This window comes from Massilia endophytica, from assembly GCF_021165955.1.
In the GTDB taxonomy this organism is placed as follows: Bacteria; Pseudomonadota; Gammaproteobacteria; order Burkholderiales; family Burkholderiaceae_D; genus Rugamonas; species Rugamonas endophytica.
In genome coordinates, this window is the sequence record NZ_CP088952.1 from 2,907,414 (window position 1) to 2,932,280 (window position 24,867).

27 protein-coding genes are annotated in these 24,867 nt (G+C 64.3%); 6 read left to right on the top strand and 21 right to left on the bottom strand.

Features of this window, described 5'->3' with window-relative positions; genetic code table 11:
• Positions 1–9: 9 nt before the first annotated feature.
• The 5 genes from LSQ66_RS13080 to LSQ66_RS13100 form a co-directional block, all read right to left on the bottom strand.
• Positions 10–915, bottom strand: a complete 906-nt coding sequence (locus LSQ66_RS13080; RefSeq protein ID WP_231765642.1) for a DMT family transporter — start codon at positions 913–915, stop codon at positions 10–12.
• Positions 912–1,574, bottom strand: coding sequence for a glutathione S-transferase N-terminal domain-containing protein (locus LSQ66_RS13085; protein WP_231765643.1), 663 nt, complete (start codon positions 1,572–1,574; stop codon positions 912–914). Before LSQ66_RS13085 ends, LSQ66_RS13080 begins: the two co-directional genes overlap by 4 nt.
• Positions 1,575–1,662: 88 nt before the next feature.
• The gene (locus LSQ66_RS13090) at positions 1,663–3,705 is read right to left on the bottom strand and encodes a putative bifunctional diguanylate cyclase/phosphodiesterase (RefSeq protein WP_231765644.1); all 2,043 of its coding nucleotides are present in this window, start codon (positions 3,703–3,705) and stop codon (positions 1,663–1,665) included.
• A gap of 103 nt (positions 3,706–3,808) precedes the next feature.
• Positions 3,809–4,780, bottom strand: coding sequence for an EAL and HDOD domain-containing protein (locus tag LSQ66_RS13095; RefSeq protein ID WP_231765645.1), 972 nt, complete (start codon positions 4,778–4,780; stop codon positions 3,809–3,811).
• A 112-nt stretch (positions 4,781–4,892) separates the two neighbouring features.
• Entirely contained in the window at positions 4,893–5,846 is a 954-nt protein-coding gene (locus tag LSQ66_RS13100; RefSeq protein ID WP_231765646.1) for a LysR substrate-binding domain-containing protein, read from the bottom strand.
• Positions 5,847–5,972: 126 nt separating this feature from the next.
• Here LSQ66_RS13100 and LSQ66_RS13105 point away from each other — a divergent pair, with 126 nt between their 5' ends.
• From LSQ66_RS13105 to LSQ66_RS13120, 4 genes are all read left to right on the top strand, one after another.
• Complete coding sequence (locus LSQ66_RS13105) at positions 5,973–6,671, top strand: pirin family protein (protein WP_231765647.1); 699 nt, start codon at positions 5,973–5,975, stop codon at positions 6,669–6,671.
• Positions 6,672–6,775: 104 nt separating this feature from the next.
• Positions 6,776–7,429 carry a GTP cyclohydrolase II gene (gene ribA, locus LSQ66_RS13110; protein WP_231765648.1) on the top strand — a complete coding sequence of 218 codons (654 nt, stop codon included), beginning with the start codon at positions 6,776–6,778 and terminating at the stop codon, positions 7,427–7,429.
• A gap of 36 nt (positions 7,430–7,465) precedes the next feature.
• Positions 7,466–8,821 carry a S1 family peptidase gene (locus LSQ66_RS13115; RefSeq protein WP_231765649.1) on the top strand — a complete coding sequence of 452 codons (1,356 nt, stop codon included), beginning with the start codon at positions 7,466–7,468 and terminating at the stop codon, positions 8,819–8,821.
• Positions 8,818–9,798, top strand: a complete 981-nt coding sequence (locus tag LSQ66_RS13120; protein WP_231765650.1) for an FHA domain-containing protein — start codon at positions 8,818–8,820, stop codon at positions 9,796–9,798. The genes LSQ66_RS13115 and LSQ66_RS13120 overlap by 4 nt, the downstream gene beginning before the upstream one ends.
• A gap of 44 nt (positions 9,799–9,842) precedes the next feature.
• Here the strand turns inward: LSQ66_RS13120 and LSQ66_RS13125 are convergent, their stop codons facing one another.
• The 3 genes from LSQ66_RS13125 to LSQ66_RS13135 are packed head-to-tail and all read right to left on the bottom strand — an operon-like array spanning position 9,843 to position 11,483.
• Positions 9,843–10,253: a VOC family protein gene (locus LSQ66_RS13125; protein ID WP_231770107.1), complete on the bottom strand. Its 411-nt coding sequence runs from the start codon at positions 10,251–10,253 to the stop codon at positions 9,843–9,845.
• 11 nt (positions 10,254–10,264) lie between these two features.
• Positions 10,265–11,167: a hypothetical protein gene (locus tag LSQ66_RS13130; protein ID WP_231765651.1), complete on the bottom strand. Its 903-nt coding sequence runs from the start codon at positions 11,165–11,167 to the stop codon at positions 10,265–10,267.
• 13 nt (positions 11,168–11,180) lie between these two features.
• Positions 11,181–11,483 (bottom strand): hypothetical protein, encoded by a 303-nt coding sequence (locus LSQ66_RS13135; protein ID WP_231765652.1) that lies wholly within the window; start codon positions 11,481–11,483, stop codon positions 11,181–11,183.
• 104 nt (positions 11,484–11,587) lie between these two features.
• Between LSQ66_RS13135 and LSQ66_RS13140 the strand changes: the two genes are divergently transcribed.
• Positions 11,588–11,860, top strand: a complete 273-nt coding sequence (locus LSQ66_RS13140) for a BrnT family toxin (RefSeq protein ID WP_231765653.1) — start codon at positions 11,588–11,590, stop codon at positions 11,858–11,860.
• The gene (locus LSQ66_RS13145) at positions 11,796–12,065 is read left to right on the top strand and encodes a hypothetical protein (RefSeq protein WP_231770200.1); all 270 of its coding nucleotides are present in this window, start codon (positions 11,796–11,798) and stop codon (positions 12,063–12,065) included. The genes LSQ66_RS13140 and LSQ66_RS13145 overlap by 65 nt, the downstream gene beginning before the upstream one ends.
• Here LSQ66_RS13145 and ispF read toward each other — a convergent pair.
• From ispF to nuoG, 13 genes are read right to left on the bottom strand one after another with little or no spacing between them, the layout of a single operon-like run.
• On the bottom strand, positions 12,043–12,537 hold the full coding sequence (ispF, locus tag LSQ66_RS13150) for a 2-C-methyl-D-erythritol 2,4-cyclodiphosphate synthase (RefSeq protein ID WP_231765654.1): 495 nt from the start codon (positions 12,535–12,537) through the stop codon (positions 12,043–12,045). The genes LSQ66_RS13145 and ispF overlap by 23 nt on opposite strands.
• A complete protein-coding gene (gene ispD, locus LSQ66_RS13155; protein WP_231765655.1) occupies positions 12,534–13,238 on the bottom strand; it encodes a 2-C-methyl-D-erythritol 4-phosphate cytidylyltransferase in 705 nt (234 codons plus the stop codon). Before ispD ends, ispF begins: the two co-directional genes overlap by 4 nt.
• Before the next feature lie 5 nt (positions 13,239–13,243).
• Positions 13,244–13,945, bottom strand: a complete 702-nt coding sequence (locus tag LSQ66_RS13160; protein WP_231765656.1) for a hypothetical protein — start codon at positions 13,943–13,945, stop codon at positions 13,244–13,246.
• A gap of 3 nt (positions 13,946–13,948) precedes the next feature.
• The gene (locus tag LSQ66_RS13165) at positions 13,949–14,506 is read right to left on the bottom strand and encodes an NUDIX domain-containing protein (RefSeq protein ID WP_231765657.1); all 558 of its coding nucleotides are present in this window, start codon (positions 14,504–14,506) and stop codon (positions 13,949–13,951) included.
• 38 nt (positions 14,507–14,544) lie between these two features.
• On the bottom strand, positions 14,545–14,847 hold the full coding sequence (locus LSQ66_RS13170; RefSeq protein WP_231765658.1) for a DUF2818 family protein: 303 nt from the start codon (positions 14,845–14,847) through the stop codon (positions 14,545–14,547).
• Positions 14,848–14,850: 3 nt separating this feature from the next.
• Entirely contained in the window at positions 14,851–16,335 is a 1,485-nt protein-coding gene (nuoN, locus tag LSQ66_RS13175) for an NADH-quinone oxidoreductase subunit NuoN (protein ID WP_231765659.1), read from the bottom strand.
• 22 nt (positions 16,336–16,357) lie between these two features.
• Positions 16,358–17,863 (bottom strand): NADH-quinone oxidoreductase subunit M, encoded by a 1,506-nt coding sequence (locus LSQ66_RS13180; protein WP_231765660.1) that lies wholly within the window; start codon positions 17,861–17,863, stop codon positions 16,358–16,360.
• Between the two features lie 24 nt (positions 17,864–17,887).
• Complete coding sequence (gene nuoL, locus LSQ66_RS13185) at positions 17,888–19,960, bottom strand: NADH-quinone oxidoreductase subunit L (protein WP_231765661.1); 2,073 nt, start codon at positions 19,958–19,960, stop codon at positions 17,888–17,890.
• A gap of 37 nt (positions 19,961–19,997) precedes the next feature.
• Positions 19,998–20,306: an NADH-quinone oxidoreductase subunit NuoK gene (nuoK, locus tag LSQ66_RS13190; RefSeq protein ID WP_231765662.1), complete on the bottom strand. Its 309-nt coding sequence runs from the start codon at positions 20,304–20,306 to the stop codon at positions 19,998–20,000.
• The gene (locus LSQ66_RS13195; protein ID WP_231765663.1) at positions 20,303–20,935 is read right to left on the bottom strand and encodes an NADH-quinone oxidoreductase subunit J; all 633 of its coding nucleotides are present in this window, start codon (positions 20,933–20,935) and stop codon (positions 20,303–20,305) included. The genes nuoK and LSQ66_RS13195 overlap by 4 nt, the downstream gene beginning before the upstream one ends.
• Positions 20,936–20,951: 16 nt before the next feature.
• Positions 20,952–21,440 carry an NADH-quinone oxidoreductase subunit NuoI gene (gene nuoI / locus LSQ66_RS13200; RefSeq protein WP_231765664.1) on the bottom strand — a complete coding sequence of 163 codons (489 nt, stop codon included), beginning with the start codon at positions 21,438–21,440 and terminating at the stop codon, positions 20,952–20,954.
• A gap of 12 nt (positions 21,441–21,452) precedes the next feature.
• Positions 21,453–22,529, bottom strand: coding sequence for an NADH-quinone oxidoreductase subunit NuoH (nuoH, locus tag LSQ66_RS13205; protein ID WP_231765665.1), 1,077 nt, complete (start codon positions 22,527–22,529; stop codon positions 21,453–21,455).
• Positions 22,529–24,859: an NADH-quinone oxidoreductase subunit NuoG gene (nuoG, locus tag LSQ66_RS13210; protein ID WP_231765666.1), complete on the bottom strand. Its 2,331-nt coding sequence runs from the start codon at positions 24,857–24,859 to the stop codon at positions 22,529–22,531. Before nuoG ends, nuoH begins: the two co-directional genes overlap by 1 nt.
• Between the last annotated feature and the right edge of the window lie 8 nt (positions 24,860–24,867).

Here is a 24,867-nt window from a genome sequence, read left to right on the forward strand (position 1 = left end):
AGCCGCTCGTCAGAGCGGCTTTTGCATTGGGCGCCGCACGAACTGCGGCAGCGAGACCACGCCCGTGGTCAGCGCGCAGCCGCACAGGATCACCACGCAGCTCACGCCCATGCGCAGCGTGAATTCCTCGTGCAGGAAAAGCGTGCCCCACAGCACACCGAAAGCGGGAATCAGGAACAGCGCGCTCATGGCCCGCGATGCGCCGAGGCGCGTGATCAGGCCATAGAACAGCACATAGGCGAAGGTGGTGCACAGGGCGGCCAGCGCCAGCAAGGCGCCCCAGCCCTGCCAGGACGGCGCGTCGGACGGCCAGCCGATCACCGTGCCCGGCGCCAGCAGAACGGCGGCGAAGAACTGGCTGCCCGCCGCAATCGTCATCGGCTGCGCGCCCGAGAGGTAGCGCTTCGTGAAATTGCCGGTGAAGCCGTACAGCAGCGTCGCGCACAGGCAGGCCAGCGCCGCCATCAGGGTCGCGAACGCGTCCGACTGCATGTGCAGCTTGCCCGCCACCAGCATGAACACGCCGCCGAAGCCGATGGCCAGGCCCACAATGCGCTGTCTGCCCAGGGATTCGCCCAGCCAGAGGGCCGCAATCAGCGCCGCGAACAGGGGCGTGGTCGAACTGAGGATGGAGGAGAGCCCAGCCGAGATGTGCAGGGCCGCGTAGTTAAAGAGCAGGAAAGGCAGGGCCGCATTGGTCACGCCAACCAGCGCCACGCCCTTCCAGTAGCGGCGCAGGTCCGGCAGCAGGCCGCGCCACAGCACCAGCGGCAGCAGCATCAGCGATGCGAGCACCGCGCGCAGGCCCGCCATGGCCCAGGGACCGAAAGCCGGCGCCGCCACGCGGATGAAGAGATAGGAGGCTCCCCAGATCGCCGCCACCAGCACGAGCTGCATCATGTCGCTGCGCTTCATGCTACCGCCTTCACCGGCTGGCCGGGACGGGAATACACGCAGGCGACGCCTTCATAGGCGCGCTGCACCGCAGGCCGGGCGGCAATGGTTTCGAACCAGCGGCGCAGATTGGGGAAGTCGGCCAGCACCTGGCCATGCGGCGCATGGGGAACGATCCAGGGATAGCAGGCCATGTCGGCAATCGAGTATTCGCCTGCGATGAATTCGCGGCCTTCGAGCTGGCGGTCCAGCACACCGTACAGGCGCGCGGTTTCGCGCGTATAGCGGTTGATGGCGAATGGCACTTCCTCAGATGCGTAGACGCGGAAGTAGCCCGCCTGCCCCGCCATCGGGCCCAGCCCCGCCATCTGCCAGAACAGCCATTGCAGCGCTTCGCTGCGCGCGCGGGCCTGCCACGGCAGGCCGTAGCCGCATTTCTCCGCCAGATAGAGCAGCATGGCCCCGGATTCGAACATGGACAGCGGCTCGCCACCGCCAATCGGCGCGTTGTCGACCAGGGCCGGGATTTTCCCGTTGGGCGAGATGCGCAGGAACTCGGGCGTGTGCTGCTCGCCCTTGCTCAGGCTGAGCGTGCGCAGGCGGTAGGGCAGGCCCGCTTCTTCCAGATACACGCGGAGCTTCTGGCCGTTGGGGGTGGGGGCGTAATAGAGGTCGATCATGGCGTCCCTTTCAATGCAGTCGGGGACATTGTGCCGGGAATGCTGGCTCCATATAAGATCCAGCAGAGCGAAGTTTTATGGAGCCAGACTAGCGGGAACCGAAGGCCAGGCGCTTGCCTTCGCGCAGCATGCGCTCGAAGTCCGCCGCCGCCACGGGCTGGCTGAAGAGGTAGCCCTGAAGCTGGTCGCAGCCCAGCTCGCGGAGGAAGGCCATCTGCTCCACCGTTTCCACGCCCTCGGCCACGATCTCCTGGCGCAGCTGCTGGGCCATGGTGACGATGGCGCGCGCGATAGCGCAGTCGTTCTCCTCGTACGGCAGGCCGACCACGAAGGCGCGGTCGATCTTGAGGGTGCTGATGGGGAATTTCTTCAGGTAGGCCAGGCTGGAATAGCCGGTGCCGAAATCGTCCAGTGCCAGCGCCAGGCCCATGGCCACCAGCTCGTTCATGATGGCGATCACCGTTTCGGCGCCGCGCACCAGCAGGCTTTCCGTAATTTCGAGCATGATCTGCTCGGGATGCACCTGGTGCCGCTCCAGCACTTCGGCCATGCGCTCGGGCAGCGTGCGGTCGAACTGCCGCGCCGAGAGGTTCACGGCAATGGGCGGCATGATCAGGTTCGCGTCCTTCCACGCGCGGATCTGGCGGCAGGCCTCCTCCACCACCCAGTTGCCCAGATCGAGGATCAGGCCCGTTTCCTCGGCAACCGGAATGAAGACGCCGGGCGACACGAGGCCGCGCACGGGATGGCGCCAGCGCAGCAGCGCTTCGGCGCCCACGATACGGCCGCTGCGCAGGCTCACCTTCGGCTGGTAGTACAGCAGGAGTTCGTTGTTGGCCAGCGCGTCGCGCAGTTCGCTCTCGATGCGCAGGTGCTCCTTGGCGCGCTGGTTCATTTCTTCGCTGTAGAACAGCAGCGCCGCGTCCATGCCCTGCCCCGCCTTCGCCGTCGCCACCTCGGCGCCGCGCAGCAGGGAGGCCGCGTCCTGCGCATCCTCGGGATAGACGGCTATGCCAACGTTTGCACCCACCTGCAGGCTGTGATTGCCGATCACGATGGGCGCGGAGAGCGCGTCCACCAGCTTGCGCGCCACCAGGGCGGCGTGCTCGCGCTTCTCGATCTGCGGCAGCGCGATGGCGAACTTGCTGCCGTCCAGGCGCGCCAGGATATCGCCTTCGCGCAGCTTCAGGCGGAACATGCGGCCGATCTCCACCATTACTGCATTGCCCACCTCATGGCCAAGCGTGTCGCTGATCGCGCCCAGGCGCGCGACTTCCACCACCACCAGGGCGCCATGCGCCTGCGCGCGGCGCGCCTCGGCCATGGCCTGGCCCAGGAGCTGGAGCAGCAGGCCCTGGTTGGGCAGGCCGGTCAGGCTGTCGTAGTTGGCCATGCGCTGCATGCGCGCTTCGGCGTCCTTGTGCACGCTGATGTCGGAGAACAGCGAGAAGGTGTGCGTGATATTGCCCGCCTCGTCGCGCACCACGCTGATGGTCACGGACTGGGGAAAGAGCTCGCCGTTCTTGCGCTTGCCGATGATTTCGCCGCGCCAGGGGCCGGCGCCTTTCATGGCGCCGCGCACCTTGGCGCGGAACTCGGCATCGTGCACGCCGGAGCGCAGCAGGTCCGGCGTCTGGCCGATGGCCTCCGCCATGGTGTAGCCGGTGATGCGGGTGAAGGCGCCGTTGATGGAGACAATGCGTTCGCTCGAATCCGTGATCAGCACGCCCTGGTCGCTGTCTTCGATGATGCGGGCGTGCAGGTTGACCTTCTCCTGCTGCGTGAGCGCCTCGTTCACCTGCCGCAGCTTCACCAGCATGCCGAGGGGCTCGTGGCTTTCGTCATGCATCAGCGAGAGCGCGAGCTTGACCCAGATAACGTCGCCGGACTTCTTGCGGCGCCGGACTTCCGTGCCCTCGCTGCCGTCGTCCACGAACAGTTCGGCGATATTGCCTTCCTCGTCGTCGTCCGTATAGAGGAAGAGAATATGCTGGCCGATGGCTTCCTGGGCCGTGTAGCCGAACAGGCTTTCGGCGCCCCGGTTCCAGCTCGTGACATAGCCCGCGAGATCGAGCTCCAGCTCCGCCTGCGGCGCCGCATCGGCGGCCCCGGGAGCAGGCAGGGCGCGCATCCCTGCTAGGGTGTCTTCAAGTGATGCAAGCGTGCGTGCGAGCGCTTCGCCCTGCTGAGTGCGGGCGTCCCGGCTCAGGGCCAGACAGCGCTCTATCGCATTTTCAAGCATTGGCCCTTCCCGCCACATCGCGCGTGACGCTCAGCATCCACAGGTTCGCTTCCGCGACCACGGCATTGAACTCTGGGGCGGACAGCTGCACTTCCTCCAGCTTCGCGGACACGGTGCCGAAGTCGCCCTGCTCCGCCGCTTCCACCAGGGCCAGCAAGGTACCGATGTCGCCCTGCTTGTTCAGCAGCGCCTGCTGCGCCGCGTCGCCGATATTCAGTGGCGCCAGCACTTCCTCCAGCGGCATGCCGAACAGCACACCCAGCAGGGAGAACATGCCGACCATGAAAGCCTGTTCCTGATTGTGCTTGTCCAGGCCCGTTTCGCGCGCCAGCAGTTCCATCGAGCGGGCGCGCACGGACACGCGCGCCAGCAGCATGGCCGAACGCACGTCCCCTTCGCGGGCGGCGAACAGCATGAGGTTCAGCCAGCGGCGCAGCTGCTGGCGGCCCAGGATCAGGATGGCCTGGGAGAAGCTGGTCACGCGGCGTCCCGTGCCCATGCCCAGGGAGTTCACGAGCTTCAGCAGGTGATAGGACAGGGTCGGGTCGCGCCGCAGCAGCGCTTCGATTTCATGGGTGTCCGCGTCGTTGCTCACAAGGGCCACCAGCTGCAGGGCCAGGGCGCGCGAGGCGGCCTGGTTGCCGACGGGTTTCGCAGGCGGCGCCAGGGGCCAGTCGCCCTCCACCCAGCTCACATTGGGCGGCAGGTTCTTGTCGAAGGGACTGTCGGCGCGCAGCACCTGCTCGGTGGGCAGCCTGCGCCAGCCGGCCTGCTCCAGCTCCTCGGCCAGCGATTCCGATACCTGCTCGCGGAAATGGCAGGGCAGCTGGGTGGCCAGCTCCGCCAGTTCCTCCGGCAGTTCACAGGCGTCGCTCGCACCGGCAAAGACCAGCCCCGAGGGGATGCCATTGCGGTCGGCGAGCAGTTGCAGAAAGACGGGAGGGGCGGTGTTCAGAGCATTCATTCGGGCATTCCAGGATGGGACAATGATAGACGGTTTTAGCTCTCTAATGGTACTCCGAATCAATTAGCCAGAGTCAACAGATATGTCATGACATTGTCACCAGGAAATTACTTCATTTGTCATTTTCTTGCGCATCCGCAAGTGTTTGGGCGCCAGGCAGATGCTGGCACAGGCAATCGAAGATATCATCGCGCCGCATGCGCTTGATCCACCAGTCCAGGCCCGCCCCTGTTTCGCCGCTGCGCCAGGCGAGGTAGAAGGTCTCGTCCGGCTTCGGCTCCTCCACTTCCTTCTCCACCAGCAGGCCGGCCGCAATGGCGGCGCGGGCGCACTGCTCGGGCAGGAAACCGAATCCCAGTCCTGCCAGCTGGTACTGGTACTTCGCAGCCATGGACGATACGGTCAGCGTATCCTGCCCCAGCAGCAGGCCCACTGTGCGGGGCGGCATGCGCCGGGCGGAGTCGGCGACCACGATGGCGCGGTGATGCTGCAGCTCCGTGCGGCCCAGGGGACGGTCGACCGCCGCCAGTGGATGGCCGGGCGCCACGGCAAACACCCATTTCACGCTGCCGATAGGCTGGGACACATAGCCTCCGCCGGCCGGGCCGTCGCCGGGCGCGCCGACGATGAGGTCCACGCGCCGGTCCAGCAAGGCCTCCCAGGTGCCGGACAGCGCCTCCTGCACAATGCGCAGGCGCGTCTGCTGGGCCACTTCGTAGAAGGCGCGCACATCCGGCTCGAAGGCGGACGCCGAAAACATGGAATCGATGCCCACGGCCAGCTCGGTTTCCCAGCCCGAGGCCACGCGCCGCACACGGTGCTCCAGGTCCTGCGCCGCCTTCAGCAGGTAGCGCCCTTCCTTCAGCAGCTCGCGTCCCGCCCGCGTCAGTTCCACGCGGGGGCCGTTGCGCTCGAAGACCTGCACACCCAGGTCGTCCTCCAGCTTGCCTACAGTGTAGGAAATGGTGGACGGCACGCGGTGCAGCTCCTTGCCCGCGGCGGAGAAGGAACCGCGGCGGTCGATGGCGTCCACGATCTGCAGGGCTTCCAGGCTCAGTCTAAGCATTCGATTTTTTCGACACTAAATGGGTAAATTTTCCGTTTTTTGAAACCGCACGCGCGGCCTATACTTTGATTCATCCAAGGAGAAATCCTTCGAATTCATCGCATATCATATCAAAGGAGCTCGACCATGTTGCAAATTCGTAAAAGTGAAGAACGCGGCGCCGCCAACCACGGCTGGCTGGACTCCCGCCACACCTTTTCCTTCGGCCATTACTTCGATCCGGCGCATACCGGTTTCGGTCCTCTGCTGGTGATCAACGAGGACCGCGTGAAGCCCGGCCAGGGCTTCGGCACCCACGGCCACCGCGACATGGAAATCATCTCCTACGTGCTGGAAGGCGCGCTGGAGCACAAGGACAGCCTGGGCACCGGCTCCGTGCTGCACTACGGCGATGTGCAGCGCATGAGCGCGGGCACCGGCGTGCGGCACAGCGAGTTCAACCACTCGCAGGAGGAAGACGTGCACTTCCTGCAGATCTGGATCCAGCCGAACCAGACCGGGATTCCGCCCAGCTATGAGGAAAAGCACTTTGCGCCCGAGAGCAAGACCGGCAAGCTGCGCCTGATCGCTTCCAGCGACGGCCGCGAGGGTTCGGTGCTGATCCACCAGGATGCCGCCCTCTACGCCAGCATCCTGAACGGGGCCGACGCGGTGGAGCACCGCCTGGAGGCGGGCCGCAGCGCCTATGTGCACGTCGTCCGCGGCAGCCTGAGCGTCAACGGCACGGCGCTGAAGGGCGGCGATGCGGCCAAGATCAGCGGCGAGAGCCTGTTGAAGCTGGACAAGGCCGAAGCCGCCGAGGTTCTGCTCTTCGACCTGCCGTAAGCGGCTGGCCGCGCCCCTCCCTGCTGGCATTGCATCTTTTTGTTATGATGAGGGGCGCGCCCAGCCCGGCGCGCATTTTTACTGTTTGAGAAGAAGAGCACGCAATGCAGCCCCTAGCAGACCTCCCTGCCACCGAAGAACTGGACTACGTCACGTCCTGCGCCCTGCCGACGCCCTGGGCCCAGTTCACGCTGCACGCCTTCGTGGAGCACGCCACCGGCAAGGAGCACCTGGCCATGGTGCTGGGCGATATCGGCGACGGCCAGCCCGTGCTGGCCCGCGTACACAGCGAGTGCCTGACGGGCGACGTGCTGTTCTCCCAGCGCTGCGACTGCGGCGCGCAGCTGGAAGGCGCGCTGCAGCGCATCGCCCAGGAAGGCCGCGGCGTGCTGCTCTATCTGCGCCAGGAAGGCCGCGGCATTGGCCTGATCAACAAGATGCGCGCCTACCGCCTGCAGGAAGCGGGCGCGGACACGGTGCAGGCCAACGAGCAGCTGGGCTTCAAGCCCGACCAGCGCAGCTACGGCCTGGTGGCTCCCATGCTGCAGCAGTTCGGCGTGCGCTCGCTGAAGCTCATGACGAACAACCCGCGCAAGATCGCGGCGATGGAAAAGCTGGGCATCGCGGTGGCCGAGCGCGTGCCCCTGCTCGTGAACCGCAACAAGTTCAACCAGCACTACCTGAACACCAAGGCCGCCAAGCTGGGCCATATGATGCACCCGATTACCGCCACCGCTACCGGGGACGGCGAACAGTAGGGTACACTGCACCTGACTCAACCAGGTGTGTATTGCATGAAATTCAACAAGCTTGCCCTAGCGTTGACCTTGGCCTGGGGCTCCACCGCTTTCGCGGCGCCGTCCCAGTCCCGTCCTGCTCCCGCTGCGCAGCCCGCCCCTCCTGCCACCCAGGAGGAAGCCGTGGCGCTGCCGACGCCTTCCAGCGCCGCGCAGAAGCTCTACATGAACGCCAAGAAGGATCTGCTGCAGGTGCGCTCGCTGCTGAAAAGCGGCCGCACGCAGTCCTCCGTCGGTTCCGGCTTCCTGGTGGGCACCTCCAACCTGGTGCTGACCAATTACCACGTGGTGTCCCAGTTCGCCCTCGATCCCGAAACCTATACGGGCGAATGGGTGGACACGGCGGGCCAGCGCGGCAACATCGAACTGCTGGCCGTGGACGTGCTGCACGACCTGGCCGTGGTGCGCGTGAACCGCTACGGCACAGGCGTGTTCAAGGTGCCTGAGCGCGAAGTGCGCCTGTCGCAGGGCCAGTACCTCTACTCGCTGGGCAATCCCCTGGACCTGGGCTTCGCCATCTCGGAAGGCTCGTACAACGGCGTGATCACGCGCAGCTTCTACGAGCAGCTGATGTTCACGGGCCCCATCAATTCCGGCATGAGCGGCGGCCCAAGCGTGACGGCCGATGGCGAAGTGGTGGGCGTGAACGTGTCCAAGCGCCTGGACGGGGAGCTGGTGAGCTTCCTCGTGCCGATCCGCTATGCGCAGGAACTGCTGAAGCGCGTGCCGTCAGACGCCCAGCCGCCCCACGACTTCACCACCATCGTTACGCAGCAGCTGCTCGCGCACCAGCGCGCCATGGTGGACCAGCTGCTGGCCGGGCCCCTGAGCACCAAGCAGATGGGCCCCTACCAGGTGCCCGTGCGCGAGAACGAGCAGATGCGCTGCTGGGGACGCGCCAACGTCAAAGGCGAAAAGGCCTTCGCCGTCGACAACACCAACTGCTCGATGGAGTCGGCGATCTTCGTCTCCGGCTCCATGCAGACCGGCCAGGTCGCCATCCGCCACCAGTTCATGCGCAGCACGGGCCTCGATCCGATCCGCTTCGCCCAGCTCTCCAGCATGTCGTTCAAGAACGAGTCCTTCGGCAGCTACAAGGACAGCCGCATGACGCCGCCGAACTGCACCGAGCAGTTCGTGAAGAACAAGAGCATGCCGATGCGCGCCGTGATGTGCGTGCGCGCCTACCGCAAATTCCCGGGCCTCTACGATTTCTCGCTGCTCACCGCCAGCACCGACGACAGCCTGATGAACCTGCAAAGCCGCCTGGATGCGCGTGGCGTGTCCTATGAAAACGGCATGCGGGCTGCGCGCGCGTTCATGGAATCCCTGGCGCGCGAGGGCGGCAAATGAAGGCGCCTTACTTCATCGAACTGCTGGCCCGCAATGGCGATGTGCTGCACCGCGTGCGCGCGGAATCGCTGCCCGTCACCATTGGCCGGGCCTACGACAACGACATCATCCTGGACGACGCGCACACGGCGCCCCGCCACGCGGTGGTGGAAGCCGACGGCGAAGGCGGCCTGGTGCTGCGCGACCTGGGCAGCCAGAACGGCATCATCCATCACGGCAAGCGCCACGCCAGCGTCGCCCTCTCGGGCAGCACTGTGGTACGCCTCGGGCATACGAGGCTGCGCATCCGCAGCGCGGACTTCCCTGTGCCGCAGGAAGTCACGGACACCACCATGCACGCCTGGGAAGGCGGCGCGCCCGCCGTGGCGGGCCTGGCGCTGATCGCCCTGTTCATCGGCGTGGAAGAGGCCATGTCGGATACCGAGTCCTTCGAGGCCATCCGCTACCTGCTGACGATCGCTTCCGGGCTCGCTGCAGGCCTGCTGTGGAGCGCCGTCTGGGCCGTCGCCAATCGCCTGTTCGGCGGCCACGCGCGGCTGGGGCGCCACCTCTTCATCCTCGGCGCGGGCCTGATCGTGATCGGCGGCTGGAAGGTATTCAGTACCGTGCTGGCCTATGCGTGGTCGGCCGAAGTGTTCACGCGCTACGGCAATCACGTGACGCTATTGATAGCCTGCGGCATGGTGTTCTTCCACTTGCGGACGATACGGCCGCATCATCCTCCGCGCAGGCTGCTCGCCACTTGCGGCGTGTTCATGGCGCTGGGCTCCGGCCTCGTTTTGATGAGCAACCTGCAGACGACGGGCCGCCTCTCGGACGAACTCTATATGTCCGTGCTGCTGCCGCCGTCGCTGCGCCAGAGCCCCGACCACAGCGTGGACGACTTCTTCAAGCAGTCCGGCGAGCTGAAAAAGAAAGTGGACGCCGACCGCAGCCGCGCCCCCCGCGACGGCGAAGACGAAGACGACGAGGAGTGACGGCAGAGGGGACAGACCCTGTCCAGGGTCCGTCCCCTCTGCCGCTAGCCCGAATAGGGCGCGCCCTTCAGCTCCACGGTATTTCCTTCGGGATCGTTGATGTAGATCGACGGCCCCTCCCCTTCCGCTCCATAGCGCGATTCGGAGGCGCCGTTCGCCACGTCGAAACGGTCCAGGTGGGCGCGGATGGCCGCTTCATCGAAAGGCTCTACGCGGAAGCAGAAATGGTCCACGTTGCGCCCCTCCCTGCCCGGCGGCGCGCCGCCCATGCGGCCCAGCTTCTGGTCCACCGGCACAAGGTCCACCAGCGAACCGCCCGCGCGCAGCTGCACGAGGCCGATCTCATCCTGGCGGCGCTCGATGCTGCAGCCCAGCACTTCGGTGTAGAAGCGGATCATGCGGTCCAGGTCCACCACGCGCAGCACGATATGGTCGATCTCGCGAATACGTATCATCATTGTTCCTTTCAGAAGGCAGGCGCGGGATTCTCGCCGGACTCCAGTTCATATTTTCCCTTGCGGTACACGAAGCGCACGCTCTGCTCGATTTTCTCCGCAGGCTGCGGCGCTCCCCTGAGCGATTCGCTGCGCGCGCCCTTGAAATCGATGGCGAAATCGCCCGGTTCCCTATCCGATGGTTCGACACGCCACATGCCGCGCACGGAAATGCAGCGCCGTTCGGCGGCAAGGCGTTTCTCGTCTTCGTCCACGTAGTCGCTGGCGCGCAGTCCCGGCAGGACGCTCCACAGGCGCTCGGGGCAGCCGTGCAGGGCGCCGAGATTGTCGGCCTTGAGGGTCTGCTCAAGGACCGGTTTCGTGTTCACGCCTTTGCTGTTGAATTCATACAGCGTGATCCAGTCGTTGCAATAGCCCTGCCAGCAGCTGCCGTACTCCACCAGCACTGCCGGACGGCCGCGCGCCAGCTCCACGTGGGTCAGCTGGGCCTCGGCAAACAGGCCGTGCAGCGCAAAGGGCTCCTGGCGTGCAACCAGCTTCCACCCTGAGGACGAAGTATCGAAGATGTAGGCGGCAACGCCGAGCGGCGTGACGTGCGCCGCTTCCGCAGTGCCGTCATCGGATGCCGGAAGCAGCTTGGCGATCAGGCTCACCCGCTTCGGCCCCAGGCGCGTGACGAACTGCGGCTGCACGATGACCTTGCGCGTTTTCGCCTTGCGTGGCGCGCCGCCATCCCAGGCGCGCGACATCTTGTTCAGGGTGATGGACTGCAGGCGGCCTTCGGTATCGTCCGCCCACTTCGGGAAAGCGAGCACCATGAGGTCTTCCGCGGCGGGCAGCTCGTCTTCTTCCTGCCGGGCCTGGGCGGCGAAGCAGATAGTAAGGGTGGACAGCAGAACGATCAGGTAGCGCATGATGGGTCCTGTATCAGATACGGCCACGGCGGAACTCGGCGAGGAAGCGCTCGCACTGCTGCGGCGAAAGCACGACGACCGGATCGCCGTGATAGACGTAGAGGTAGGGCATGCCGCCCAGGCGGTCGGTCAGCTTGGCCAGCACGCGGAAGCAGGTGCCGACCGGATATTTGCTGGTGTCCGTCAGCTCGCGCGAGCACTGCACGCGCAGGCCTGAATGGTAGGCCTGTCCGTTCACCGGCCGCACGCGCACCTGCGCGCCGTCCTGAAACGACTCCACAGCCACATCGCGGTAAGCGTAGATATCCCTTGCCATGTCCCAATGGTATCAGAGACGGCGTTAGCTGATCTGCCTTAAGGCCTGAATTGGGAACGCAGGCGACAATCGCTTGCATTCCCCTCTCCGGCGCGTACACTGAAATGCGGATCACCTGGGACGAAGCCAAGCGCCGCAGCAACCTCAAAAAGCATGGGCTGGATTTCCAGTGCGTTGCGCAGGTTTTCGAGGGCCAAACCTATACTTGGGAGGACAGGCGCTATGAATACTCCGAGCGGAGATTCTGCACGGCGGGCCTGCTCGGTGATCATGCCGTCGTTGTTGTTCACACAGAATTTGGGAGCACGATCCATGTCATCTCGTTCCGCAAAGCAAATCGGCGGGAAACCCACGTCTACTGGGAGCGACGCTATTGAAGACCTGACGGACTGGGCACGCGTCGAAGCAATGGACGACGAGGACATCGTCTACGACGAAGACTCTCCGCCGTTGCCGGACGACTTCTGGGTGGAGGGCCAGTTCAGAAAAGGCGGCCGTCCGGCTACGGACGATGAAATTGCGGAATTCCTGGAAAAGGTAGAAGCCTACTCCAACCGTCCTAGGAAGACGCCCGCAAAATGAGGAGGGCGACGGCTTCGGCGTTGATGCCTTCCTCGCGTCCGAGGTAGCCCAGCTTCTCGTTGGTTTTCGCCTTGACGTTCACCTGCCCCGGCGCGATGCCGAGGTCCTCCGCGATATTCGATACCATCGTTGCGATGTGCGGCGCCATTTTCGGGCGCTGGGCGATGATGGTGGCGTCCACGTTCCCGATGTCGTAGCCCGTCTCCTTCACCCGTTTCGCGGCCTCGCGCAGCAGCACGCGCGAGTCGGCGCCGCGGAATTCTTCGGCCGTGTCCGGGAAGTGCTTGCCGATGTCGCCCAGCGCCGCCGCGCCGAGAATGGCGTCGGTGATGGCGTGCAGGAGCGCGTCGGCGTCCGAGTGGCCGAGCAGGCCCTTGTCGTGCGCGATCTCGACGCCGCCGAGTATCAGCTTGCGGCCTTCAACCAGGCGGTGGCTGTCGTAGCCCTGTCCAATGCGGAATGGCAGTTTCATGTGAGATCCTGTTTCAGATACATTTCGGCGATCCCCAGATCGGAAGGGAGCGTCACCTTCAGGTTGCGCGGATGCCCTTCCACCAGCTGCGGAGACATTCCCAGCGCCTCGATGGCGCTCGCATCGTCCGTGATGGCGGCAGGATCGCTGGCGGCGCCCAGCGCACGCACCAGCAGCGCATAAGGGAACATCTGCGGCGTCTGCGCCAGCCACAGGCCGTCGCGCGGTGTCGTCATCACCTCGCCGCCGCGCGTGCTCTTCACGGTATCGACTACCGGCAGTGCGAGCAGGCCGCCGGCGGGATTGCTGCCAACCTCCTCGATCAGCTTGCGGATCAGCGCCGGCGTCAGGCCGGGCCGGGCGGCGTCGTGGACCAGTACCAGGTCCTCGTCCGCGATACGCTCGCGCAGGGCGCGCAGGCCGTTCAGGATCGAATCCATGCGCGTGGCGCCGCCGCAAGCCAGCACCGTCACGCCCTGCGCGGGCAGCACGCCGTCGATATAGCCATCATCCTGGCTCACCACGACGAAAGTATGCGCAATCAGCTCGCTGCGCAGGAAGGCGTTGACGGTGTGCCGCAGCATGGGCACGCCGTTCAGCAGCAGGTACTGTTTCGGCGATGCCGCCGCCATGCGCGCGCCGACGCCTGCTGCGGGAATCAGCGCGAAATAGCGTGGAGCTTTTGTTCCGGTATCCGTCATGCTTGTCATCTGCCGCCGGGGCGGCGCGTCCTGTTCAGTACTTTCTGGATCTCGCCATTGCAGGCCTTGCCGAGCCGAGCGTATTCGACCGGCGAATCGATGGCCTCCTGCAGCACTTCCACCTTCGCCATCTCGGCCTTGATATAGCTTAGCCAGCCGCTGTTGATCTCGTGCGAGAGCGCGGACTGCGCGGTGCCCGAAGGCGCGTATAGCGGCTTGCTGCCGAAGCGTTTGGCCAGCGCCGCCCTCACCTTCTCCTCCACGCGCGGCAGATGGTCCATGTAGGTCTTCATGTGCCGCATTTCGTGCGCAAGGATGACATCATACCCGCAAGTGCCCGCCGGGAACTCCTTGCCGACATAGACCTTCACTGGCGCATAGGTGAGCTCCACCACGATCTGCGGCGCGATGCATTCGTAGCCACTGGAAGGGTCCTGCAGGATCTTGCCGTTGGTGGCGATCTGCACGCGCGACTCCGTGCGCGTGAGCCCCAGCACATAGGAATTGGCCGAGGCCACGCCCTTCATCACCGTCAGCATCTTGTAGGAGAGCTGGTTGTTCACCGAGTAGCCGTTCTGCTTCGCGGACAGCACGGACAGCGTCTTGCCGATGGTGTCCTCGCAACTGGCCTGGAAAGGCGTGCGCGGCGCGGCCAGGCCTGCCGCGGCGGGCAGCATGAGCGCCAGCAGGAGCAGCAGGCGCCGCATCGCTCAGTCCAGCTTCCAGTCCCCGGAGCGCAGCTTGTCCAGCCAGAAGATGCCGATGATGGTTTTCACGTCCGAGATCTGGCCGCTGCGCACCATCTCCAGCAGTTCGTCAACGCTCGCCGTGAAGGTTTCGAGGAATTCGCCTTCATCCAGCTTGGCCTCCCCCGCTTCCAGGCCGCGCGCCAGATAGATGTCCAGATGCTCGTCCGAATAGGCGATGGCGTTGTGGATCGTGGTGATGAAGTCCCACTCGGAAGCGGTGTAGCCCGTTTCCTCCTGCAGCTCGCGGATGGCGCTGGCCAGCGGGTCTTCGCCCTCGTCGATCTTCCCGGCCGGGAGCTCGATGAAGACGCGGTTGTTCGGATAGCGGAACTGCCGCTCCAGCAGCACGCGGCCGTCGTCCAGCACGGGGATGACCACCACGGCGCCGGGATGGCGGAAATACTCGCGGCTTGCTTCCGCACCGTTCGGCAGCTTTACGGTGTCCTTGTGGACCTTGAGGAAATTGCCGTCATAGACCACGCCACCATTGACCTTGGTCTCCTTCAGGTGCGCATCCATGCACGCTCCTTCACATCAGATTCGAAAACGACAGTGTATCAGTGACGCTTGCGCAGGTAGCGCGCCACAAAGCCGGGGAAGGCAAAGACGAGAAACAGGCAGGCGGTAATGGCGTAGAACTCCCAGTTCTGGGGGAATACCGTGCCGATGCGGGCTTCCAGCGCGAGGCCGATCCCGCCAACGACAAAGTACAGCGCCGCCAGTTCCAGCAGGCGCACGATGAATGGCTTGCGCCCCGCGCGCCAGGGAAGAACGGCGAATACCTTGTCATTGAAAAACGGCAGGTTGGCGGCTGCTAAACCCAGCAGTATCACCAACCAGCTCGATGCGCCGACATCCATCGATCAGGATGCCAGCGTCTTCTGCATTGCGCTCATGCAGGCGTTCAGCAGCGGGCCCGGGATCACGCCCAGGGCCACCACCAGCAGGCCGTTCACGGCCAGCACGATCGACTTGTCGCCTGCCACCTGGATCGGCGCGGTGTCGGTCGGTTCGTCGAACCACATGGTCTTCACGACGCGCAGGTAGTAGTAGGCGCCGATCAGCGATGCCATCACCGCGAAGATGGTCAGCCACAGCTGGCCGGTCTTCAGCACGGATTGCAGCACGGCGAACTTGGCGGCGAAGCCCATCATCGGCGGCACACCGGCCAGGGAGAACATCAGCACCGTCATCAGCAGCGCGTACCACGGGCTGCGCTTGGACAGGCCCTTGAAGTCGTTCAGTTCTTCCGCTTCGAAGCCGGAACGCGCCAGCACCATGATCAGGCCGAAGCTGCCCAGGGTGGTCAGCACGTAGGTGATCGAGTAGTACATGGCGGCGCTGTAGGCGGCCGAGGCATTGCTCTGGTCCTGGCCCACCACGCCGGCCAGCAGGCCAAGCAGCACGAAGCCCATTTGCGCGATGGTGGAGTAAGCCAGCATGCGCTTCAGGTTCGACTGGGCGATAGCGGTCAGGTTGCCGATGGCCAGGGACAGCACGGCCAGGATCATCAGCATCTGCTGCCAGTCGAAGGCCAGCGGCAGCATGCCTTCCACCAGCAGGCGCACGCAGATGGCGAAGGTCGCCAGCTTCGGCGCGCCGCCCAGCAGCAGGGTCACGCCGGTCGGAGCGCCCTGGTAGACGTCCGGCACCCACATGTGGAAGGGCACGGCGCCAAGTTTGAAGGCCAGGCCGGCGACGATGAACACCACGCCGAACACCAGGATGGTGGGGTTGATGGTGCCTGCGCCGATCTTGCGCGAGACTTCGGAGATGTCCAGCGAGCCGGTCGCGCCGTACAGCATGGACATGCCGTACAGCAGGAAGCCGGAAGCCAGCGCGCCCAGCACGAAGTACTTCATCGACGCTTCCGTCGCGGCGGTGTTATCGCGGCGCATGGCCACCAGCGCGTACAGCGACAGCGACATCAGCTCCAGGCCCAGGTAGATGGACAGGAAGTTGTTGGCCGAGATCATGACCATCTGCCCCAGCATGGAGAACAGCGCCAGCACATAGAATTCGCCGCCCAGCGAGCCGCCCAGCATGCCGCGGTCGGTCGAATACTGGCGGGAATAGACCAGCGTGATGCCCACGGTCAGGTAGGTGAACATCTTCAGCAGGTTGCCCATGGGGTCGGACACGAACATGTTCGAGAAGGTGTACACCGTGGTGCCCGCGCTGAAGTCCACGAAGGTGAACGCGGCGCAGCCGGCGAGCGTGAGCAGCGACAGCACGTAAGTGATGTTGCGCTTCGCTTCGGACAGGAACATGTCGATCAGCAGAATCGCCGAGGTGGCGACCACCAGGAAGATCTCTGCGTAGATCGGGATCAGGTTAGTGTTATTCATGAAAACTTGGTCCTATCGGCATTCAGTGTGCAATGGCGAGCTTGCTCTGGGCGACGTGCTTGAGCAGGTCGGCCACCGAGGTTTGCATCGTGTCGGTGAACGGCGCCGGGTACAGGCCCATCACCAGCACCGCGATCGCCAGGATGCCCAGCATCAGGAATTCGCGGTTGTTGATATCGGTCAGCTCCGCCACGTGGTGGTTGGTCACGGTGCCGAAGATCACGCGCTTGGCCATCCACAGCGAGTAGGCGGCGCCGAAGATCAGCGCGGTCGCAGCCAGGATGCCGGTCACGAAGTTGAACTGCACTGCGCCCAGGATCACCATGAACTCGCCCACGAAACCGGAGGTGGCAGGCAGGCCGCAGTTGGCCATCGAGAACAGGATGAAGAAGGCCGCGAATTTCGGCATCTTGTTCACGACGCCGCCGTAGTCGGCGATCTGGCGCGAGTGGGCGCGGTCATACAGCACGCCGATGCAAAGGAACATGGCGCCGGAGATGAAGCCGTGCGAGATCATCTGCACGATGCCGCCCTGCACCGACATGTCGTTGAACATGAAGAAGCCGAGCGTCACAAAGCCCATGTGGGCGATGGACGAATAAGCCACCAGCTTTTTCATGTCCTTCTGTACCAGGGCCACGAGGCCGATGTAGATCACTGCGATCAGGGACAGCACGATCACGAAGCCAGCCAGGTAGTGCGAAGCGTCCGGCACGATGGGCAGGGAGAAACGCAGGAAACCGTAGGCGCCCAGCTTCAGCATGATGGCGGCCAGCACGGCGGAGCCGCCGGTCGGCGCTTCCACGTGCACGTCCGGCAGCCAGGTGTGGACCGGGAACATCGGCACCTTCACGGCGAAGGCCATGAAGAAGGCGATGAAGATCGCCACCTGCTCGGTCATGGTCAGCGGCAGCTGGTGCCACGCCAGGATGTCCCAGCTGCCCGACTTGTTGTACAGGTAGATGATGGCAACAAGGGTCAGCAGCGAGCCGAAGAAGGTGTAGAGGAAGAACTTGAACGAGGCGTAAATGCGGTTCGCCCCGCCCCACACGCCGATGATGATGTACATCGGGATCAGGGTCGCTTCGAAGAAGAAGTAGAACAGCAGGCCGTCCATGGCGGCGAACACGCCGATCATGAGGCCGGACAGGATCAGGAAGGCGCCCATGTACTGCGCCACGCGCTCCTGGATCACTTCCCAGGCGGAGATCACCACGATGATGGTGATGAAGGCGGTCAGCGGAATGAACCACAGCGACAGGCCGTCGATGCCAAGGGTGTAGAAGATGTTGAAGCGCTCGATCCAGGCCGCCTTCTCCACGAATTGCAGGCCGTGGGCATTGTTGTCGAAGTTGGTGATCAGCGGGATCGTCGGCAGCAGCGAGACAATGGAGCCGACCAGGGCCAGCACGCGCACCATGCCGGCGCGGGTGTCGCGCCCGATCGCCAGGATGATCAGGCCGAACAGCACCGGAAGCCAGATCGAGAGGCTCAGGTAAGGAGGTAAAGTATTAATCGTTGACTGCATCTTTTATCTCTTTTGCGTGTCCGGTTAAGCGTGCCAGAACGGCAGGAAGTACACCAGGAAGCCCAGGATGCCGATGATCATCACGAAGGCATAGTGGTAGATGTAGCCGGTCTGCGCGAGGCGGGTCAGGCCGGAGAACCAGCCTACTACCTTGGCGCTGCCGTTCACCACCAGGCCGTCGATCAGGGTGCGGTCGCCCACGTTCCACAGGCCGTCGCCCAGCAGGCGCGCGCCCTTCGCGAACACGGCCTCGTTGATCTTGTCCATGTAGTACTTGTTGTCCAGCAGCGTGTGGATGGCCTTGAACTTGGCGTAGAACCAGGCTGGCACGCGCGGATTGATCATGTAGCAGTAGTAGGCCGTCGCCACCCCTGCCAGCGCGAGCCAGAACGGCGCCGTCATCAGGCCGTGGATGGCCATCGCCACCGGGCCGTGGAATTCCTCGGCCAGTTCGTGCATGGCGTGGTGGTTCTCGCCCACGGCGATCACACCCTTGAAGAATTCGCCGAACAGCATGGGCTGGATGGCGAAGAAGCCGATCAGCACCGACGGGATGGCCAGCATCACCAGCGGGAACCAGACGACGAACGGTGATTCGTGCGGCTTCTGGCCCGGCTCCAGGCCGTGGTGGCCATGGGCTTCGTCTTCCTCTTCATGGTGCGCATCGGAGTCGTGCGCCGGAGCGTGGTCGTGGGCATGGTCGTCATGCGCATGGGCCTTGCCGAAGCGCTCTTCGCCGTGGAAGACAAGGAAGTACATGCGGAAGGAGTAGAAGGCGGTCACGAACACGCCCGCCAGCACGGCGAAGTTGGCGAAGCCCGCGCCCGGGATATGGGTCGCGTGCACCGCTTCGATGATCGAGTCCTTCGAGTAGAAGCCCGAGAAGAACGGGGTGCCGATCAGCGCCAGGGAGCCGAGCAGCGAAGTGATCCAGGTGATGGGCATGTGCTTGCGCAGGCCGCCCATGTTGCGGATGTCCTGGTCGTGGTGCATGCCGATGATGACCGAGCCCGCGCCCAGGAAGAGCAGCGCCTTGAAGAAGGCGTGGGTCATCAGGTGGAACACGGCCACCGAGTAGGCCGAGGCGCCCAGCGCCACGGTCATATAGCCCAGCTGCGACAGGGTCGAATAGGCCACCACGCGCTTGATGTCGTTCTGGATGATGCCCAGGAAGCCCATGAACAGCGCGGTGATGGAGCCGATCACGAGGATGAAGGACAGCGCAGTGTCCGACAGCTCGAACAGCGGCGACATGCGCGACACCATGAAGATGCCCGCGGTAACCATGGTTGCGGCGTGGATCAGCGCGGAGATCGGGGTCGGGCCTTCCATCGAGTCAGGCAGCCACACGTGCAGGGGGAACTGCGCGGATTTACCCATGGCGCCGATGAACAGGCAGATGCAGGCCACGGTCAGCAGGCCCCAATCGGTGCCCGGCAGGTGCAGCGCGGCAAGCGCCTCGCGCTTGGCGAAGACATCGGCATAGTTCATGGTGCCGGAATAAGCCAGCAGCAGGCCGATGCCCAGGATGAAGCCGAAGTCGCCCACGCGGTTGACCAGGAAGGCCTTCATGTTCGCCACAATGGCGGTCGGGCGCTTGAACCAGAAGCCGATCAGCAGATAGGACACCAGGCCCACCGCTTCCCAGCCGAAGAACAGCTGCAGGAAGTTATTGGCCATCACCAGCATCAGCATGGAGAAGGTGAACAGGGAGATGTAGGAGAAGAAGCGGTTGTAGCCTTCGTCCTCCGCCATGTAGCCGATGGTGTAGATGTGCACCATCAGGGACACGAAGGTCACCACGCACATCATCATCGCCGACAGCGAGTCGATCTGGAAGCCCACTTCCAGGTTCACGCCTGCCACCGTCATCCAGCGGTACACGGTGCCGGTATAGGTGGCGCCGTCCATCACCGCCATCAGGGTCTGGAAGGAGATCAGGAAGGCGATCAGAACGCCCAGGATGGTCGCCGTATGCGATACCTTGCGGCCGACGACGTTGCCGAAGAACTTGGTGCCCAGCAGGCCCGCGATCGCGGAGCCGGCCAGCGGCGCCAGGGGAACGGCAAGAAGAAGGTTAGGGTTAAGCCCCGTCATGATGAACCTATCTGTTTATTATTCGAGGATTGAACACTTAGCCTTTGAGGCTATCCAGGTCTTCCACGTTGATGGTGTCCAGGTTACGGAACATCACCACCAGGATCGCGAGGCCGATTGCCGATTCGGCGGCCGCCACGGTCAGGATGAAGAAGACAAAGATCTGCCCGGCCGCGTCGCCCAGGTAATGCGAGAACGCGACGAAGTTCATGTTCACTGCCAGCAGCATCAGTTCGATGGCCATCAGCAGGATGATGACGTTCTTGCGGTTCAGGAAAATACCGACGATCGAGATGGCGAACAGGATCGCGCCCAGGACCAGGTAGTGTGCGAGCGATAAGGTCATTGCGCCTCCTTCGGTTCAGCCGCTTCGGTGCTGCGTTCCACGACTGCGTCCATCTTCACGATGCGCAGGCGGTCGTTGCGCTTGACGCGCACGGCCTCGCCCGGATCGAAGTACTTGATGTCCTTGCGCTTGCGCAGCGTCAGGGCCACGGCGGCGATGATCGCCACCAGCAGCACCACGGCCGCGATTTCAAACGCATAGATGTATTGGGTGTAAATCAGCTTGCCCAGTTCCTTGGTGTTGCCGATGGTGCCGGCCGCCGCGGGCGCGGTGGTGTTGCCGGTGCCGAAGCCGCGCCACAGCACGGAAGCCATCTCCAGCACGATCACGCCGCCGATGGTGGCCGCCGCGGGGAGATAGTTCCAGAAGCCTTCGCGCATCTTCTCGGTGTCGATGTCGATCATCATCACCACGAACAGGAACAGCACCATCACGGCGCCGACATACACCAGCACCAGTACGATGGAGAGGAATTCGGCTTTCAGCAGCATCCAGATGCCGCCAGCCTGGAAGAAGGCCAGCACCAGGAACAGCGCCGCCTGCACCGGATTGCGCGCCGTGATGACGCGCAGCGCCGCGAACACCATGATCGCGGAGAAGACGTAGAACAGAATCGTTGTAAAGTCCATGTGGTATCCAGTTCGATCAGCGGTACGCAGCGTCGGCGGCGCGGTTGGCGGCGATCTCCGCCTCGTAACGGTCGCCCACGGCCAGCAGCATCTCCTTGGTGTAGTACAGGTCGCCGCGCTTCTCGCCGTGGTACTCCAGCACGTGGGTTTCCACGATGGAGTCGACCGGGCAGGATTCTTCGCAGAAGCCGCAGAAGATGCACTTGGTCAGGTCGATGTCGTAGCGCGTGGTGCGGCGGGTGCCGTCGTCACGCTCCTGCGATTCGATGGTGATGGCCATGGCCGGGCACACCGCTTCGCACAGCTTGCAGGCGATGCAGCGCTCTTCGCCGTTCGGATAGCGGCGCAGGGCGTGCAGGCCGCGGAAACGCGGCGACTGCGGGGTCTTCTCTTCCGGGTACTGCACGGTGATCTTGCGCGAGAACATATACTTGCCCGTCAGCGCCATCCCCTTGATCAGTTCCGACAGCATCAGGCTGCCGAAGAAATCTTTAACTCGTTCCATGATGTCGCTTCCTTACTTCCAAATATTCCATGGCGTCTGCATCCAGCCCGCGACCAGCACCAGCCAGACCAGGGTCAGAGGAATGAAGACTTTCCAGCCCAGACGCATGATCTGGTCGTAGCGGTAGCGCGGGAAAGTGCCGCGTACCCAGATGAAGACCGACACGATGCAGAAGGTCTTGGCGAAGAGCCAGAAGAAGCCGCCGAAACCGCCCCAGAATTCCAGGAACTTGAACGGAGCAGCCCAGCCGCCCAGGAACATGATCGAGGCCAGCGCGCCCACCAGGATCATGTTGGCGTATTCGGCCAGCATGAACATGGCGTAGGACATGCCCGAGTACTCCACCATGTGGCCCGCCACGATCTCGGACTCGCCTTCCACCACGTCGAAGGGGTGGCGGTTGGTCTCGGCCAGGCCGGAGGTCAGGTAGATCACGAACAGCGGCAGCAGCGGCAGCCAGTTCCAGGACAGGAAGCTCAGGCCCATGTCCGCGAAGTAGCCCTTGCCCTGCCCCGTCACGATGTCGATGAAGTTCAGGGAACCGGACACCATCAGCACCACCACCAGCACGAAGCCCATGGGGATCTCGTAGGAGATCATCTGCGCCGAGGCGCGCATGGCGCCCATGAAGGAGTATTTCGAGTTCGAGGACCAGCCCGCGATGATGATGCCGTACACCTCCATGGAGGTGATGGCCAGCAGCAGCAGCAGGCCCGCGTTCACGTTGGCCAGCACGGCCTCGGGACCGAAAGGCACCACCGACCATGCGGCCAGCGCAGGCATGATGGTCATGATCGGGCCGATCACGAACAGGCTGCGGGTGGCCTTGGTCGGGATCACGATCTCCTTGAAGAGGAGCTTGAGCGCGTCGGCGATCGGCTGCAGCAGGCCTGCGGGGCCCACGCGGTTCGGGCCGATACGGATCTGGATCCAGCCGATCAGCTTGCGCTCCCACAGGGTGGCGTAGGCGACGAGGCCCATCAGCGGCAGCAGCACGCACAGCAGCTTGATCATGGTCCAGACCAGGGGCCAGACGGGACCCAGCAGCGCGGCGCCGTTGGTGTTAAGGGTCGTGATGAAGTCGCCCATTACTTGGCCTCCCCTGCTTTGGCAACCGAAATCGGGCCGAACATAGCGCCCAGGGTGCTGGTCGATACGTGAGCGGCGGCTACGCGCACCACGTTGGCAGGCAGCGCCGCGTCAACGAGGGCTTCCAGGATGGCCGAGCCGGAGCCCTGCACCACCTGCACCATGCCGCCGGTGGCGACGCCGATCTGCTGCGCCAGGGCGGCGGAGATGTGCGCCTTCGGCGCGGCCGCGTCGGCGGTCGCCTGCAGCGGGCCGGAACGGCGGGCCAGCGCGTCGGCGAAGTAGATCGGCACATCGGCGATGCGTTCCAGCTGGTCGCCGCCGCCAAAGGCAGCTGCCACCAGGGTCTGCTTCGATGCATTGTTCAGTTTTGCGGACAGGTCGGTCACGCCCTTGCCCAGCACCTCGTCGCGGATCGCTTCCGAGGTCTCGTAGTCGAAGCCTTCCAGGCCGAGGATGTTGCCCAGCACGCGCAGCACCTTCCAGGCCGGACGGGCTTCGCCCAGCGGCTTGACGCTGCCGTTGAAGCTCTGGGCGCGGCCTTCGGCGTTGACGAAGGTGCCCGAGGTTTCGGCGAACGGCGCGATGGGCAGCAGCACGTCGGCGTAGTCCATGCCGTGCTTGAAGGCGGACATGACGACGACCATCTCGGCCGCTTTCAGCGCGGCGGTGGCGGCCTGCGGGTTGGCCGCATCCAGCTCAGGTTCGGCGTTCAGCAGCACATAGGCTTTCTTCGGCGCGGAGAAGGCGGGAGCAGCTTTCTTCGCGGTGGCGCCCACCAGGTAGCCGCCCACGGTGTTGGCCGCCTCGGTCAGGTAGCCCAGCTTGGCGCCCGTGGCTTCGGCGATCCACTGCGCGGCAGCGTGCAGCGCGGAGGCCTGCGGGTGCTGCACGGCGGCGTTGCCCAGGAATACGGCCTTGCTCTCTCCGCCCAGCAGGCTGGCGGCGATCGCGTTCGCGGTCTCCGAGGAGGTCACGGTGTCGAAACCTGCCGGCGCGGCCACACCCTTGGCCTTGGCCACGGCGGCCACCACGCCAGTCAGCGCCGCCAGCCAGTCGGATGGCGCGGCGATCAGCTTGTTGGCGGTGTTGATCAGGTTATCGTCGTTGACCGCGTTCAGCGTGGACAGCTTGCCGCCCGCCTTCACGGCCGCGCGCAGGCGGGTCGCAAACAGCGGATGATCCTTGCGCAGGAAGGAGCCGATCACGAAGGCGCGCTGCAGGGTGCTGATCTCGGCGATCGGCATGCCCAGCCACGGCGTCACCTCGCCGTCCAGGGCGAAGTCGCTCTGGCGCAGGCGGAAGTCGATGTTGTCCGAACCCACGCCGCTCATCATCTTCTTCAGCAGCGCCAGTTCTTCCACGGTCGAATGGCCGGTCGCGTAGGCGGCCAGCGCGTCCGCGCCGTGTTCGTGCTTGATGTTCTTCAGGCCGTGCGCCACGTATTCCAGCGCGGTCTGCCAGTCCACTTCCTTCCAGTCGCCGCCCTGCTTCAGCATCGGCTGCGTCAGGCGCTCTTCGCTGTCCAGCGCCTCGTACGAGAAGCGGTCCTTGTCGGAAATCCAGCACTCGTTGATCGCTTCGTTCTCCAGCGGCAGCACGCGCTTCACCTTGCCCTGCTTGACCTGGACGATCAGGTTGGCGCCGGTGGAATCGTGCGGCGTGACGGACTTGCGGCGCGACAGTTCCCAGGTACGGGCGCTGTAGCGGAAAGGCTTGGAGGTGAGCGCGCCGACCGGGCACAGGTCGATCATGTTGCCCGACATTTCCGAGTTCACCGCTTCACCCACGAAGGTGGTGATCTCGGAGTGCTCGCCGCGGCCCAGCATGCCCAGCTCCATCACGCCGGCCACTTCCTGGCCGAAGCGTACGCAGCGCGTGCAGTGGATGCAGCGGCTCATTTCCTTCATCGACACCAGCGGGCCGGCTTCCTTCGGCACCACCACGCGCTTGTCTTCCTCGTAGCGCGAGTTGTTCTTGCCGTAGCCGACGGCCAGGTCCTGCAGCTGGCACTCGCCGCCCTGGTCGCAGATCGGGCAGTCCAGCGGGTGGTTAATCAGCAGGAATTCCATCACGCTCTTCTGCGCCTGGACCGCCTTCTCGCTGTGCGAGCGCACGATCATGCCGGCGGAGACCGGCGTGGCGCAGGCAGGCAGGGGCTTGGGCGCCTTTTCCACTTCCACGAGGCACATGCGGCAGTTCGCGGCGATCGACAATTTCTTGTGATAGCAGAAGTGCGGAATGTAGGTGCCCAGCTTGTTGGCGGCGTCCATCACCATACTGCCCGGTGGGACTTCGACTTTTTTGCCGTCTATTTCGATTTCAACCATGATGATCG